Genomic DNA, 15,197 nt, shown 5'->3' with positions numbered 1-15,197 from the left:
CGAACTTGGGTATGCATTACGCCCTGTTCGGGTAAACTATGCATTGCTATGATTGTCATAGAAAATGCGAGGTGATACCCATGGGGAATGAGCATAAGCAGCAGGGCGATGAACAGAAACAGCGTAAGGAAGAAGAAAAGAGACTGAATCTGGAAATAGGCTGCAGGCTTAAGGAAGTACGGACGAATACCAAATATACGCAGGAGCAGTTTGCGGAAGCTATGCAGGTGTCTGTGGAGCAGTACCGTAAAATTGAAAACGGCAGGTATGGGCTTAATCCTAAGAAGATGGAAATCTTAAATAAGAAGTACCGTATCGATCTGAATTATCTGATCACCGGTATGAGAGACGGTTCACCGTTTGATGTTGAGTTTTACCTCGCCAACTGTGACCTTACGCAGAGAAATGAATTTATTGAACGTGTTCTGTTGTATATGAAAAACCTGATGCTGAATTCCTGAAGCGCTCCGCAGGGAAGTGCGGAATAAGTAACGGCAGCGCGGATAAATAAAATAACAGCAGAAGTGAGAAACAACAGCAGAGCGGCGCGGACAGTCTCCCTCCAGGGGATCCGCACCGCTGCTGCTGTTTTTTGTCCCGCAATCCATGTGCGGCCGGTGAAAGGTATTCCTGTTCCCGGCCGGCCCGGAGGAGCAAAGAAAGCTAGTTATCCAGGATCACGCAGGTAATTCCCAGAATATCCGATACCTTTTCCAGTACCGAGGCATTCTTTCCCACACTCATGGCAAAATGATGGGTGGGAGCCTCTGCGAACCATTCATCCATATAGGCGTCCGGATCCTTTTGGAACCTTACCGGTGTCTGCGTATTGCCGATGGTCATGATCGGGCCGTCTGTGGACAGCGCCTCCGTAAGGATGAATTTGAGCCTGCCTTCTGCGGTCTGCGTGCAGGCCAGATTCGTGATGGGGCCGGTGCGCACTTTCGCTTCCACGGAAACGCCGGTGCCCTGTTTGCCGTGATACAGTCCCATGCCGCGCAGGATGGGTTTTCCCTTGGCAATCGCCAGATGGAAAGGGCCGTCATGGCCGAGAAGGATGGTGCCGTCTTCATAATCCACCGTCACGATTTCACAGAAGCTGCCGCCGGTACCTAAAATGTCACATATTTTCATGGCAAGGCAGGTTTTCAGATCCCCTTCGCCGGCGCAGGGGATCCCCCGGGCTGTCAGCAGGGAATGGCCTACGATAAAGCCGCTTTGCAGCTTTTCATACGCGCCGCCGGGAGAACCGTGATAGTAGTAGGTCAGGGCATCCAGACCGTATTCCCTCACCAGCCTTTCCTGGGCGGCGGCCACCCTTGCAGACCAGTCCAGCTGTTCCTTTGTGGGCCTCTGTGCCAGTGGATCGGCGGCTTTTTCTTCGCTGATTACAAAGAAGTCCAGGATTTCCTGTTTCTTTGCCAGGATTTCCGCCTCCGTAACCTGCTGAAGCATCCTGTCTAAATCACACATTTCCAGGATTTCAATATGTGCCCCCGTCTGGGCCTGGATCATGGTAAAATCACTGTACATGTCAAGCATACCGTTATAGGTATTTCCCAGGAAGCCGAACCGGCATCCGGACAGCTCCCGCTTTACCGCAGCCGCCTTTACCCACTCCCCGATTTCCTTCCAGGCCTTCACGGCTTCCGGCCGCTGTGCCGTATTTTCATCGGTAAGGGAGATAGCGGGGGTGTGATCCAGGCCGAGAAGCCCGTTGATAATCCGGCAGGAGATGCCGCTTCTGTGAAACGCGTTGGACAGCTCAGGGACCGGGCATGCGCCGCAGTGCGCAAGCCATTCCCCTGTGGTGGTCCTGTCATAAGCGATCCGGGCGGTGGGCTGCAGATTTAGTATTACCACAGGCGCTTTGCAGATCTGATGAATGGGGAGAATGGAGGCGCTGTTAACATAGGTGCCGGAATGGGCGAATATCAGATCGACATTACTGGCATTCAGATATTCCCCGCATTCCCTGCCCGCCTCTTCGCAGTCGGCCAGGCCATAGTAGAAGACCTCCCCGCCCAGCTGTGTTATTTTATCCGCGAGAAACTGTCCGTAGTAAAGCAGCCGCTCCCGGAGTCCGGGAAACTGGCTCCAGTAGGTTTTCAGCCCCATGGTATAAAGACCGATCCGTGGTTTTTTGGGAGCTTTCCATTTTTCCATATGCTATCCTTCCTTGTTGAAATCATATTTTTTTGGTAACAAAAATGTACTTCCTATTAGTATTATAAGCTGCTAAAATAGAAGATACATCCAAGAAAGTTGGCTGGAAATAACAGAAAATTGGTATATGGGGTAAACAGGATGAAAAAGGAAGAAAAGTATCTGGAACGGGCCTCCTTTACGTGGTCCGGGGATTCGGTCCGGTTATTTGCCACGCCAAGCATGACGGCAAGAAGTCTGTATTTCTATATGCAGGAGGCCGGATATTTCAAAACCGTGTGGCCTTATTTTACGGAACGGGCCAACCTGAATTCTTTTCTGCTCATCTATACGCTGTCGGGAGAAGGGCGTTTGCTGTATGAGGAGAAGGAGTACGGGCTTACAGAAGGTTCCTGTCTGTTTATCCATTGCATGAAGCACCATGAATATCATACGGTGAAAGGGAAGAAGTGGGAATTTCTGTGGCTTCATTTTAACGGGGAAAAGGCACGGGGCTATTATGAGGAATTTGTCAAAAACGGTTTTCGGATTCTGGTCATCCGGCAGAAAGAACTGGTGGAAGGGCTGTTCAGGGAGATTATAGAAAGGAACCGGAAGCGAGAACTGACTACAGAGGTGCGCACAGGAGGGCTGATAGGTACGCTGCTGACGGAATTGATCGTCCAGAATACCACGGAAAGCAGGCAGGCCGTTCTCATTCCTGCCTGTGTCAGGGCCGCGGAAAAATACCTGGAACAGCATTTCCGGGAAAAGGTAATGCTTCAGGAGCTTGCGGACATGCTGCATATGGATAAGTTTTACCTGATTAAGGAATTCAGCCGTTATGTGGGGGTTACTCCCCATGAATACCAGATAGGGCTGCGCCTGTCCTACGCCAAGGAGCTTCTGAAATATTCGGACCTTTCCGTCACGGAGATCGCCTATGCCTGCGGGGTGAACCAGACCTCCCATTTTATCAGCCTTTTTAAGGAAAGGGAGCATCTGACGCCGGCGAAGTTCAGGAAGGAATGGAGAATGCAGCTGTAAATGCCGGCTACAGCAGATGGAACTGCCCCGCAAGCCCGTTCAGCATCATGGCCTGGGCGGACAGCTCTTCAATGGAAGCGGCCTGTTCCGCGGCTCCCTGGGAGAGTGCCTGGGCGTTGTTGGATAATTGCTCGCTGCCGTTTGCAACCTGTTCCGCGGAGCCGCTGATCTGTGCCAGGGTATCGTTCAGATTGTCCCGGATTAAACGCATGGAAAGCAAAATGGGTTCGTAGTTCCCCTTGTAATGCTGCAGACACCCGGATGTGATGTGAAAATTGCCCTTGGATAATTCACTTAAAATCAGGCCGATATCGGCGATGATTTCATTCATATTCCGGCTCATGGTATTCATGGCGGCGGTCATATGCCCCAGTTCATCCGCGCTTTCATAGGCGAGGGAAATATCCAGACGGCCTTCGGCCATACTGTTGGCCGCGGCTTCGATTTCCCGTACCGGCCGGGTGATGGCATTCGTGATATAGATGCACATGCCAATACTGACCGCGAAGGAGATAAGGCACATGGCTATCAGGAGCACGGTGGTTATCATATGGGCATTTGTGGTGCTGGCCATCAATTCCGTTCCGTTGTTGTTGGATGCAGCCGTAATTTTCTCCAGAGCCACATTCACCTTTTCGACAGCGGGAAGATAGTTGTTTTCCATATAAGTGCCCGCTTCCGCTTTTTTTCCGGCCTGAAGCAGTTCCAGGACATGTTCCCGGTGCGGAGTGAGTTCCCGCAGCGCATAGGACATTTCCGTGAGCCATTCCTCTTCCCCCAGAAAATTGTCCTTAATGATGGGAAGCTGACTGCTTATCATTGCATAGTTATCGTCCATGGCAGCCAGGGCCTCATCCATGACGGTATCACTGCCGGAGGAAATCGCCCGGAAAATATTTTTCTGAAGGCCTTCCAGATTGGTGGAAGCAATGCTGACCGCTTTGGAAACACGGTAGGGATGCTCATAAAACTTCATGAGTTCTGTTTTTACATGATTTAAGCTGATTAAACCGGACAGGATGGAAAGAAAGAACAGTGCGAAAACGATCCCGAAGGAAAGGATAAGCTTCTGGCGTACTTTTAAATTTTTCATTGGTACCCTCTCTGCGATTATAAAGGATTACTTAAGTGATACATATTTTATTAAAAAAAGGGGAACAGGTTACCTTCCGGTGCCTATGGCACCTGCCGGTATGCATGCCACTTTCCGGTGCGTTCTTGCGCACCGCTCCTGAAAGTTCTATAATTCGGTATAAGGAACGGGACGGGAAGGTGAAATGCCGCTCTTTTATGTTTGGTTTTGAAAAGGAAGGCCGGAGGCAATCGTATTTTTATATTGCGTTCCCCAGTCCACCATGGAATCCAGGATGGGCTTCAGGCTGAGGCCGGTTTCCGTAAGGGTATATTCCACCCTGGGAGGAACCTCCGGGTACACCTTGCGTGTGAGCAGGCCTGCGGCCTCCATGGAACGCAGATGGCTGGTGAGCACCTTCTGGGTGATACCGGTAACGGACCGCATCAGCTCATTAAAGCGTTTGGTGCCGGAGAGCAGGTCGCGTATGATAAGTACCTTCCATTTATCTCCGATCAGCTGTAAGGTCATTTCTACAGGACATTCTGGTATCTTTTTCTCATTTTCCATGCGGGTGCCTCCCTGGTATCTGTGTGGATGTATCATATATGTAGGCGGTACGGTTTTATTATATAGTGGCGGAGGGCGAAAGGCAAGCCCCGGAAGAACGGCGGCATGAGCCGGGAGGTGACATATGACAGGAAAAACAGTACAGGAACAAAACGAAACTGCGGTAAAAAAGCTGTACCGGTGGCTGGGTCAGGCGGAGGCGGTCGTCATCGGTGCGGGAAGCGGGCTTTCCGCAGCCGCGGGGCTGGCCTATTCAGGCCCCCGTTTCTTTGCCCTCTTCCCGGAATTCATTGCAAAATACGGCATGACGGACATGTATTCCGCCGGTTTTTATCCGTTTGAGCACCAGGAGGAAAAATGGGCTTACTGGAGCCGCCATATCTATTATAACCGTTATGACCAGCCTGCCGGGGCGGTATATACACAACTGCTGGCACTTGTAAAGAAGAAAAACTACTTTGTACTCACCACAAACGTAGATCACCAGTTCTGGCTGGCCGGATTTGAGGAATCCCGTATTTTCGCCATACAGGGAGACTATGGCCTGTTCCAGTGCAAAAGGGCATGCCACAGCAGGCTGTATGACAATGAACCGCAGGTCAGGGCCATGCTGGAAAAACAGAAAAACTGCCGTATTCCTTCGGAACTGGTTCCCAAATGTCCGGTCTGCGGCGGGAATATGGAGGTCAATCTGCGGTGTGACCGTTTTTTCGTGGAGGACAGGAAGTGGCATCAGGCGGCGGAACGGTATGAGGCCTTTATCCGGCAGAACAGCGGGAAACGGATACTGTTCCTGGAGCTTGGAGTGGGGATGAATACCCCGGGAATCATCAAGTATCCCTTCTGGCAGATGACCTGGCAGAACCCCGGGGCGCGCTATGCCTGTATTAATCTGGGAGAAGCCATAGCCCCCGCTGAAATCGAAGAACGTTCCCTCTGTATCAACGGTGATATCGGGACGGTGCTTTCATGCGGATAACCTGCCGGGAAAGGAGGAGAAAGGATGAATCAAAGAGAAAGGCGCATTTACCTGATACATGCGCTGACAGAAGAACTGCCGGAATATAAGAGGATAAGAATACCGGATGAGGACAGCGGCCAGCAAAAGCTTTTGCGGACGCTGTTAAATGTCCGTCCCCCGTATCCTGCTTCTCCGGAGTTCCTGGAAGTACAGGACGCATATCTGTCAGAACGGGTAAGGGAACGGGGGATTACGGATGCCCGAAGCCTCAAAGCATCAGCGGGGAATGACAGGGTTTTCCTTTGGCAGGGAGATATCACCACGCTGAAATGTGATGCTGTTGTAAATGCGGCAAACAGCGCCCTGCTGGGGTGCTTTCAACCATGCCATTCCTGTATTGACAACATCATCCATTCGTTTTCAGGCGTCCAGCTCCGGATAAAATGCAATGAAATTATGCTGGCGCAGGGGCACCGGGAAAGAACAGGAACGGCTAAAATTACACCGGGCTATAATCTGCCCTGCAGATATGTAATTCATACGGTAGGGCCAATCATATCAGGAAAGCTCCAAAACAAAGACTGTGCGTTATTGGCAAGCTGCTATCGTTCCTGTTTGGAATTAGCTGCTGCAAAAGGGGTTCAATCCCTTGCTTTTTGCTGTATATCAACGGGAGTGTTCCATTTCCCACAGAAGAAGGCGGCGGAAATAGCCATAGAAACAGTTATGCAATTTTTAGACAAAAACCAGTCCCTGCGGCAGGTGATCTTCGATGTTTATACCGATGAAGATCTGCTGATTTACAGCCGGTTATTGGAAAACAGGAGACTGCATTATTGAAATTGAAAGGCAATATATTTTTGCAGTCTGCTGTTAGGCTTATCGGGAATAGTCATTTGTAATTGACCACTTTCTAATAGAGGCTTTAGCAAGTAACTCTTTTATCGTGACTTGCCCTGTATTATAGTTAATATTCTTTAGTAGCACTCGGAAATTTCTGTACTGCTATCTGTTTTATATATGAAAGATCACCAATCGGTATCTTTATCAGGATCTGTTAAACTGATACAGCTGTTTGCGGTACTGGCCCATCAGCTGCGGCAGCTCCTCCCATTTTTCCAATTCACCGTTTTCGGTGAGCTTATCCTCCACCAGATAGGACTGGATTATCAGATTATAATAAAGCTGGGGGTCTTTGGGATCCGGCCCGTTTGTTTTTGCCAGAAGGGCCGTGATGGTTTTATATTTTTTCCAGAGCTGCCCGGTGGCTTTTGCGCGGCGGTAGGGAAGGACCAGACAGTTGATAACCCATGCTGCTGCTGCGCCTGCCAGGATGTAGCCGATACGGATAAGAAAGATACCGGCTACATCGGTAAACTGGAAAGCACTCATGAAAACGGCTCCCCCAAGAGCGCCCACCGTGGAGCAGGCGAAGGTTTCCGTATAATCCGTAAAATAAAAAGAGAGGTAACCGGAGAGCATCATGACGGCTGTTCGGCCTGCGGAGGATGGAATCAGAGAATATAGGAGGACGGAAGCCAGGCCGCCGATGAGGGTGGCGCAGATACGCTTCTTCATTTTTCCGGGGACATCGTCCGCATAGGGAAGGGACAGGGACGCCAATGTGAATAACAGCCATTTCCCATGAGGAAGTGCCAGCTGCTGTACAAGCAGAGTGGCGCATGCCAGAAGCAGGGCGGTGCGCAGGGCATAGATAATCCGTACGGGGCTGGCGTCAAGCGCCGTCATCAGCTGGTATTTGAGGGAAAGGAGCGTTCTGCGGTAACGCCCCTTTTTCTGCGGATCCGTCATGTGAAGAAGACGGTTGTAAAGATCCGTCAGGCAGGTAAAAAGGGGCTGTGCCCTTTTTCCCTCTTCCTCCGAAAAAACGGGGCAGACGGGCGCCTCCAGCACCTGTGTTTCCTGGCGGAGGAAGGCCTGGTACTTTTCCAGCTGTGCCAGGAGGACGGTAAGATACGCCTTTTCCTCCCCGGACAGTTTTCCCGGAAGCGCATGAAGGAGGCCGAGCAGGTGCTCCAGCCCGCGTCCCGCTTCCAGCATGGAAAAGCCGGCATCAGAGATACAGAGTACTTTTTTCCTCCGGTCGTAGACCGTTCTGCTCAGAAGATACAGCTTGCTGCGTAAGCCCGGGAGCCGGGACGGCTGTTGGTTCTCCTCAAGCAGGGATGCAACCGTATTCCTGATTTCATCTATCATTTCACATAACACGTCCCTTGCGGTATCTGCCACCCGGTTTCTTCCCATAAACCACTGGTACAGCAGGATAGACGCCGCTCCGAACAGCATGCCCCATATCCTTCGCGGAAGCTGTTCCGCACTTACCGGAGTGATGAAAATCAGAAACAGATAGGATAAGATATAAGGAAAATACATATGGCTGGAATATTCATAAGTAAATGCATACAAGATCAGCAGGAGTGTGATAAAATGAATGATAAATGACAAAGGCGCAGGGAGGGTGGTAACCCAGAAGGCCGCCAGTGCCATCCACACCAGGACTAGGGACTGTACAAACAGATGCCTCAGCGGAGTGGCCGTCAGGTCACGTACCATGGATGCGGACATCATTATGGTAAAAATAACTCCCACAATTGTGTTTTCCGGGCCGAATAGGAAACTGAAAAAGTTAACGTATGTAATAATGAAGAGAAAGTTCAGCGTATTGGAAACAAAACCAGCCTTTACCTTCTCCGGGATCTTTAGTTTGCTGCGCATAGATTACCGCCTTTCTTATGGAAACTGATGAGGATTGACAGAAATAAAGATTCCTGTATAATCGGAAGAGACAATCATGAATTGATGATAGTCATATATTGTGTACTAATTTATTAGAATACCACTTCAGGTATTTTTTGTCAACGGAGAGCACAAGAATGAAATCGGAGAACAGTGCGGAAATTTTTGTCCGCAGGCTTCTGCAGGTAATGCCGGACTGGCATTCCAGGCTGGTGAAGCCATTTAAAGAAAAGCTGAACACAGAGATGAGTCTGGAAACCTATTATTGCCTGCAGACTATCCGAATGAGAGGGATGGCGACCATGACGGAGCTGGCCCATGAGCTGAAAGTTCCCAAGCAGCAGGTGACCGGGCTTGTTGACAAGCTGTGTGAATGCGGGTTTGTGGAGCGGATCCGGCATGAGGGGGACCGCCGGGCCATATGCATCCGGCTGACAAACGCGGCGGCGGCTTATCTGGATACGTATTATACCAAAAACCGGGCGTTTATCCGGGATCTGGAAGAGCAGCTGACGGAGGAGGAAATCGGCGAGCTGAACAAGGCTGTGGGGATTCTGGGGGAAATACTGCCCAAATTAAAATAAGAAGCCCTGCTGAGAGCGTAGGGGAAACGGCCCTCAGCAGGGATGGCTGACAGGATGCTTCAGGAGGGCTGTTCCGGGAACGGAGCGAAGGAAACCGGCCTGATAAGCCTTCCAAGTGAGCGGATTGCAGGCTCCTGCTCCTGCCCCCGCGGCAGGACGGCCCGGGTGATCGGACTGTTGTTATAGGTGGTAAAAAAGTATTCCTGGGCGGACAGGTTGATAAAAGCGGTGTATTGGGTAAAATCAGCGGTATTCCGGTCCGTCATGACCACCCCTTTGGGGATGCTGACACTATCCAGAAGATGAAAACCCGTAATAACGGCTTCTTCCGGGGTGTTAGGCTGGGTAGCGTGGCTTTTTTGGAAAGCTGCCCTGACAAAGCGGGACGGCGGCGCGTAATCTCCCGGCAGGCCGAGGCCGCCGGAACCCTGGCCGAAGGGGGGCAGATGGACACCCGACCATTCCTTATCCTGCATCTGCCAGGGGGAAAGGTTGCTGTAATTTCTCAGATTTGTCATATGCCAGGCAAAGCCGGGGCTGTTGGTAAGGATACCTATGCGGTTATTCATGACAAACAGCCCTTCTTCCGTCTTTTCAACGGCCGCACATTTACCGCTTTTATCTGCCAGGATCCAGTGGAGGGGCGCTACGGTACCGGTAATGGAATCCTCCATGCCTACGATCCGGATGGTGGAGAGCAGGGTATCTGCCTCTTCCACGCTGGCGCACTGGCCCAGGAGAAAATGCAGAAGCTCGGTGGCGGCAACCGGCGGCCTCATATCTTCCCGTGACGGAAGGGGATCATAGGCGGCAAAGCCGGGAAAATATAAAACAGCGGCCCCGAAGCCTTTTTCATTTACGCCGTCTGCAAAAAGGACAGGGGAGATATCCTGGCCGATTGCCATAAAGCTGTATTGATTGCGCACGGTGTGGGTGTTTGCCAGATTGTTCCACCGGTATCCCTTCGGTACAAAGTAAAGGCTGGGATCCAGCGGATACGAAAAGTCCATGGTACGCCCCAGATATATTTCGCCCTGGGTAGTCTGCATGGTCATTGCAGTACACATAATAAACCTCCTGCTATGTGGTTATGGTTATGTATATTCGTGGAGATGGTGGGTGATACCGTGTTACTGCTCACTTCGTGACCAGTAACATGCATAAATCCATTTAAAATCGCCTACGGTGATGGGATTTATGCACTCTTGAATCACTTTCTCACGTACTGTGCAGTAAATGCACAGTACTGAGTGAACAGTAGCGATACCGTTCAATGCCCGCTTCATAGATGGGAAAAGCAATTGCCTGCCGGTGGGGTTTGGTGCTAGAATAGAAAAAGAAAGCGACCGTTATGGAGTTTACTCTGGAAATAAGGCAAGGAGATTCGATTGGAATATGGATAAGAGGATGATTCGGGTAGTCAGGAAAAAGGATGAGTTTTCTGCGGAATATCAGGTAGGGGATGTTTTTGAAGTGGAGAGCACCTGGTATGGCGGGGTGAATGTGAGCAGTAAAACGGGGATTCCGCTGTCCCTGGATGAGGAGGAGTATGAACCTTTTGAGGAGGAGACGGAGCGCGTAAGGGCTGTGGATCCGTATTCATACAATCTGGGGGTTATGGATTGTTTCTGTGAAATGGTCGGCGCGGGAGTGAAAGGGCTGGCTATGAGCCACCCCTTTGGCACCAGGGAGGAGAGGGACTCTTATCTGGAGGAGGTCAGGGGGCTTTGCAGGAAATATGGGATAAGCTTCTATGCGGAGGATGAGGCGTTTCTGACGGATTTGTTTCCGGAAAGGCTGAATAAGGGAACCTATAATTTTCTGTTTTTTGCGGAGGATAAGGTGCTTGATGCGTATCTTGCATTAAAGGAAGAACAGCGTACCCTGCTTGGAAACGGGGGATATACGAAGCAGAAAAGCTATGAGCTGGCGCAGGAATTCGGCCGTCTTTTATCCTATCCGGAGGATGGGATTGAGCGGTTGATCCGGAAGGCGGCTCAGGAGAGGGAGGCTGGTGACGAGGATTGAAAAAAAAGACAGGGCGGCGCCTGTTTCAGACAGGCGTGCTTATGCTGGCGGCTTTCTTTTTCCTGGAGACGGGTTTTTGGGGAAAAGGCTGTCCCGGTTCGGTGGAAGCGGCATCAGGGGAAAATGCGGAGGAACTGCAGCTTCAATATGAGGAATACCGGCAGCGGTTTGATGCGATTGGGCAGGTTTCCGATATTCCGGGGCAGGATTTTAATATAATCGGTTCCCAGGTTTTCCCTGTGACGCTGGAGACTTACGGGGAAATTTTGTTTATTCCGGCGCTGGATGCCAAGTACAACCGCATGGCTATTTTTCTGGCGGATGCGGATGAGAAAATTGTGTATAAGACGGATCAGCTGGAATCCAATAACCGGAACAAAGGAGAGCTGCGGCAGCCGAACCAGGGCATTGCGGCGGTTTCCTTTCAGGATGTGGACGGCGACGGGCTTACGGATATCGTGCTGATCACAACCTGTAAAAATGAAAAGGAAGCGTTCTTCCGGGATACCTATAAGGTGGGGGAGGTTTTGTTCCGGAAGGATCAGGGCTTTTACCGGGACTGGAGGCTCTCCGATAAGATTAACCGGTTCAGCATGAACAAGAGTATCCGGTTTGTCACCTCCTTCGTACGGGACGGGAACTCGGTGGAATTCCTGTATACAGCCACGACCCAGGACGAACTTCTGCGGCAGGGATTCGAGATCTTTAACGAGCTGTGTTACTGGAGGGATTTTGAGAAGATGGGAAGGCTGCGGGTGGTTCCCGGGATCTACAGCATGGCGGACTATGACGTGTTCATGATCTATCTGGTGAACGAGCAGGGGTATATTGTTTGGAGCTTCCAGCCCATGCGGGATTATGATAACCTCTATGCCCTCAAGGGAATCACCTGCAGGGATATTGACGGGGACGGTCTGAAGGATATTGTGGTACTGGCCCGATACAGCTATGAGGATGATAACAATGAGCTGGTTATCACCAGTGATTATGATATTTATTACCAGAGGACCGGAGGCTTTTATGCCGACACGGAATTCAAAAAGCTCTATCAGAGCGTCGAAGAGGATACGATGGAGGGGCTGGTTCAGAAGGCCAGGGCCTTCTGGGGATGGAGTGCGTGAAAGGAGTTTTTAACCGCATATGATTAAGATACTTGTAGTGGATGACGAGAAGCCGATATGTGATTTGATCGATCTGAATCTGTCCGCCTCCGGCTATCAGTGCAGGACCGTGCAGGACGGCCTGGAGGCATTAAATATCATAGAAAGCGACCCTTTTGACTTGATCCTGCTGGATATCATGCTGCCGGGGGCGGACGGCTACGACATCATGGAATACATACGGCCCATGGGGATTCCGGTTATTTTTATTACGGCGAAGCATGAGGTGCGGGATCGGGTGAAGGGTCTGAAGCTTGGGGCGGATGATTATCTGGTGAAGCCATTTGATGTGGTGGAGCTGGTGGCCAGAGTGGAGGCGGTGCTGCGGCGGTATAACAAAACGGAGCAGATTCTGACCGCCGGGGATGTGTCCGTGGATGTGGAGGCGCACCGGGTGACAAAGGCAGGGAAACCGGTGGAGCTGACCAATAAGGAATTCGGCCTGCTTGTGCTTTTTATCCGGAATAAAAACGTGGCCCTGTTCCGGGAAACGCTGTATGAAAAGGTGTGGGAGGGGGAGTACTTCGGCGACAGCCGCACCCTGGATCTCCATGTGCAGCGCCTGCGCAGGAAACTGGGATGGGAACACAGTCTGGTGGCGGTATATAAGGTAGGCTACCGCTTAGAGGTATCGTAATGAAATTTTCCTTAAAGCTGCTGCTGTGTACGATGATTGTCATGGCGCTGGCATTCGGATTCAGCGGATTTTATTTTGTGAACTATGTGTTTGAGACCTCCCTGGACAGGGAGATAAAGCAGGCCCTGGATGAAAGCAGCATCCTGCGCTTTGCTTTTGAAACGGCGGCACTGAACGTGCCTGCCAAGTATGACGTGCTGCAGGATCATACGGTGGAACAGATCGCCTCCAACCTGGAGACAGGGGGGCATGATACCAGCCGTATGCTCCGGGTTTCCGACGAGCAGAAGAACGTGCTGTATATCAGCAGCGGCTTTGATGCCGGAGACGGGCTTCTGGAGCAGACGGATGAAACGACCAGGACCTACCGGGTGATGCGCAGAGAGGATCGGTACTTTATCCAGACGGGCATGACGGTGAACGCCCTGGACCGGATTCTGTATCTGGAGACTATGAAGGATGTGTCGGAGGTGTTCCGGGAGAGGGCACTGGGCTTTTCCGTTTACCGCAGGGTAACGGTGATCATGCTGATTCTGGGTACCGTGATCATGCATCTCATCGCCTCCTTCCTCAGCAAGCCTATCCGTCTGCTCACAAAAGCCACCAAGCGGATGTCGGCGGGGGAATACGGCTACCGGGCAAGGCAGGTGAGCAACGATGAGCTGGGGCAGCTGACCATGGATTTTAACCAGATGGCCAACGTGCTGGAGGAGAATATCAACAAGCTGGAGGAAGAAATCCAGGCAAGGGAGGATTTTGTGGCCGCCTTTGCCCATGAATTGAAAACCCCTCTGACTGCCATCATCGGTTATGCGGACATGCTGCGTTCCCGGAAGCTGGATGAGGAAAAGAGTTTCCTGTCCGCCAACTATATCTATACGGAAGGAAAACGTCTGGAGGCCATGTCCCTGCGCCTTCTGGAAATTATTGTGACCAGAAGGGAGAAGGTGGAATTCCAGACGGTATCCGCTGAAGTGCTGTTCACCTATCTGGATGATATGTTTGTTTCCAACAGGGACATGGCGTTCCATTTCTCCTATGAGCCGGGAATGGTGCGGGCGGAAGCCAACCTTATCAAATCCGTTCTGGTTAATCTGCTGGATAATGCCTGCAAGGCCTCCGAACCCGGAAGCCCTGTTGCGGTAACCGGCGTCCGTGTGAAAGGCGGCTACCGGTTTTCGGTGAAGGACCAGGGAGTGGGGATCCCTGCACAAGAGCAGAAGAATATCATCAAAGCTTTTTATATGGTGGACAAGTCCCGTTCCCGGAGCAAAAACGGAGCGGGCCTGGGGCTGGCGCTGTGTACCCAGATACTGCTTTTGCACGGCAGTAAACTGGAGATAGAAAGTTCACCGGGAAAAGGCTCCTGCATCAGCTTTGTCCTGCCGGATAGAGGAGAAGAGGAATGAAAAAGAAAGTAAGGAACCTGTCCTTCCTGCTGTTTGTGGTACTGATTATGGCGTTTTCCATATGGGGGCCGGAAGCCCTGGCCAAATACAAGGATCGGGCGATACTGGATGAAACTCATGCACAGGCGGTGGAATCCGCATCGGAGGGCTACCGGTATACATTGAACAGCAACGAAAAGCTTTATATCCTGTCCCGGTGCCTGAACAGCCAGAACCTTCCGGAGAGTGAACAGAACGCCCTGACCAGGAAAGAGGCGGAAGAGTTGGATTATACGGATCTGGAAGGGACCTATGCCTTTGTGGTGAACCACAGAGGACCTTCCGGAAAGGAAATCACCAGCGAGGAAATCTACGAGGCCTGCAACAAGGGGCTGGATATGCTGAAAAGCCTGGCTATCCTGCCGGATGGGGTCAGGGACGTGGACGCCGCCTCTTATGATGCCACGCTGTATTCCGCCATCGATGTGCCGGAACCCCAGAATAATGTGGCGGTATGGAAAATGAGCCTGTCCACCAGCCAGAAGAATTACAACAAGGAAAACCGTCTGATTGATGCCTATATCGATGCAGATGACGGGAAAATTTATGAATTCTATGTCCGCACATCGCTTGATTGGGAGCAACTGGATCCGGACGATATCGTGGCTGAATGGGGCAGCTATATGGGACTTACGGATCCCCGGCCCTATGAAGCGGCCAATCCCCTGATGGAATCCACCCCCTATTTCCGCAAGTATGTATTCAGCGGTATGGGAAACGGGGAAACTGTGGTTACCGTTGGATTTTATGAAGGAATCAACGAATTATTTTTAAAAATTTCCAAATGA

The 15,197-nt window shown here is 51.2% G+C and carries 16 protein-coding genes; 10 read left to right on the top strand and 6 right to left on the bottom strand.

Annotated features, from left to right (window positions below; translation table 11 throughout):
- The first annotated feature begins 80 nt into the window (after positions 1-80).
- Positions 81-461 (top strand): helix-turn-helix domain-containing protein, encoded by a 381-nt coding sequence (locus DXA36_RS11130; RefSeq protein ID WP_118679123.1) that lies wholly within the window; start codon positions 81-83, stop codon positions 459-461.
- A 202-nt stretch (positions 462-663) separates the two neighbouring features.
- Here the strand turns inward: DXA36_RS11130 and DXA36_RS11125 are convergent, their stop codons facing one another.
- Positions 664-2,166 (bottom strand): L-fucose/L-arabinose isomerase family protein, encoded by a 1,503-nt coding sequence (locus DXA36_RS11125; RefSeq protein WP_118679121.1) that lies wholly within the window; start codon positions 2,164-2,166, stop codon positions 664-666.
- 141 nt (positions 2,167-2,307) lie between these two features.
- Here DXA36_RS11125 and DXA36_RS11120 point away from each other — a divergent pair, with 141 nt between their 5' ends.
- Positions 2,308-3,192, top strand: coding sequence for an AraC family transcriptional regulator (locus DXA36_RS11120; protein ID WP_118679310.1), 885 nt, complete (start codon positions 2,308-2,310; stop codon positions 3,190-3,192).
- 7 nt (positions 3,193-3,199) lie between these two features.
- On the opposite strand, the gene DXA36_RS11115 is transcribed toward DXA36_RS11120, so the two are convergent.
- Positions 3,200-4,285: an MCP four helix bundle domain-containing protein gene (locus tag DXA36_RS11115; protein ID WP_118679119.1), complete on the bottom strand. Its 1,086-nt coding sequence runs from the start codon at positions 4,283-4,285 to the stop codon at positions 3,200-3,202.
- 195 nt (positions 4,286-4,480) lie between these two features.
- A complete protein-coding gene (locus DXA36_RS11110) occupies positions 4,481-4,834 on the bottom strand; it encodes a winged helix-turn-helix transcriptional regulator (RefSeq protein WP_118679117.1) in 354 nt (117 codons plus the stop codon).
- Between the two features lie 124 nt (positions 4,835-4,958).
- Between DXA36_RS11110 and DXA36_RS11105 the strand changes: the two genes are divergently transcribed.
- Positions 4,959-5,813, top strand: coding sequence for an SIR2 family NAD-dependent protein deacylase (locus DXA36_RS11105; RefSeq protein WP_118679115.1), 855 nt, complete (start codon positions 4,959-4,961; stop codon positions 5,811-5,813).
- Between the two features lie 24 nt (positions 5,814-5,837).
- Complete coding sequence (locus DXA36_RS11100) at positions 5,838-6,635, top strand: protein-ADP-ribose hydrolase (RefSeq protein ID WP_118679113.1); 798 nt, start codon at positions 5,838-5,840, stop codon at positions 6,633-6,635.
- Here DXA36_RS11100 and DXA36_RS34000 read toward each other — a convergent pair.
- Positions 6,629-6,727 (bottom strand): Fic family protein, encoded by a 99-nt coding sequence (locus tag DXA36_RS34000; RefSeq protein ID WP_330425014.1) that lies wholly within the window; start codon positions 6,725-6,727, stop codon positions 6,629-6,631. The genes DXA36_RS11100 and DXA36_RS34000 overlap by 7 nt on opposite strands.
- A gap of 115 nt (positions 6,728-6,842) precedes the next feature.
- On the bottom strand, positions 6,843-8,531 hold the full coding sequence (locus DXA36_RS11090; protein WP_118679111.1) for an FUSC family protein: 1,689 nt from the start codon (positions 8,529-8,531) through the stop codon (positions 6,843-6,845).
- Positions 8,532-8,689: 158 nt separating this feature from the next.
- On the opposite strand from DXA36_RS11090, the gene DXA36_RS11085 reads away from it, so the two are divergent.
- Positions 8,690-9,136, top strand: coding sequence for a MarR family winged helix-turn-helix transcriptional regulator (locus DXA36_RS11085; RefSeq protein ID WP_118679109.1), 447 nt, complete (start codon positions 8,690-8,692; stop codon positions 9,134-9,136).
- A gap of 59 nt (positions 9,137-9,195) precedes the next feature.
- Here the strand turns inward: DXA36_RS11085 and DXA36_RS11080 are convergent, their stop codons facing one another.
- Entirely contained in the window at positions 9,196-10,203 is a 1,008-nt protein-coding gene (locus DXA36_RS11080; protein ID WP_118679107.1) for a linear amide C-N hydrolase, read from the bottom strand.
- Between the two features lie 328 nt (positions 10,204-10,531).
- Here DXA36_RS11080 and DXA36_RS11075 point away from each other — a divergent pair, with 328 nt between their 5' ends.
- From DXA36_RS11075 to DXA36_RS11055, 5 genes are read left to right on the top strand one after another with little or no spacing between them, the layout of a single operon-like run.
- Positions 10,532-11,164 carry a hypothetical protein gene (locus DXA36_RS11075; RefSeq protein ID WP_118679105.1) on the top strand — a complete coding sequence of 211 codons (633 nt, stop codon included), beginning with the start codon at positions 10,532-10,534 and terminating at the stop codon, positions 11,162-11,164.
- Positions 11,161-12,285, top strand: a complete 1,125-nt coding sequence (locus tag DXA36_RS11070; RefSeq protein ID WP_243114621.1) for a VCBS repeat-containing protein — start codon at positions 11,161-11,163, stop codon at positions 12,283-12,285. The genes DXA36_RS11075 and DXA36_RS11070 overlap by 4 nt, the downstream gene beginning before the upstream one ends.
- A gap of 19 nt (positions 12,286-12,304) precedes the next feature.
- Positions 12,305-12,961 carry a response regulator transcription factor gene (locus DXA36_RS11065; RefSeq protein ID WP_118679103.1) on the top strand — a complete coding sequence of 219 codons (657 nt, stop codon included), beginning with the start codon at positions 12,305-12,307 and terminating at the stop codon, positions 12,959-12,961.
- The gene (locus DXA36_RS11060; protein ID WP_118679101.1) at positions 12,961-14,370 is read left to right on the top strand and encodes a sensor histidine kinase; all 1,410 of its coding nucleotides are present in this window, start codon (positions 12,961-12,963) and stop codon (positions 14,368-14,370) included. The genes DXA36_RS11065 and DXA36_RS11060 overlap by 1 nt, the downstream gene beginning before the upstream one ends.
- Positions 14,367-15,197 carry a hypothetical protein gene (locus DXA36_RS11055; protein WP_118679099.1) on the top strand — a complete coding sequence of 277 codons (831 nt, stop codon included), beginning with the start codon at positions 14,367-14,369 and terminating at the stop codon, positions 15,195-15,197. The genes DXA36_RS11060 and DXA36_RS11055 overlap by 4 nt, the downstream gene beginning before the upstream one ends.

This window comes from Eisenbergiella sp. OF01-20 (assembly GCF_003478085.1).
GTDB lineage: Bacteria > Bacillota > Clostridia > Lachnospirales > Lachnospiraceae > Eisenbergiella.
Note: the sequence above shows the minus strand (reverse complement) of the source record. Positions and strands in the feature narration are given on the sequence as shown.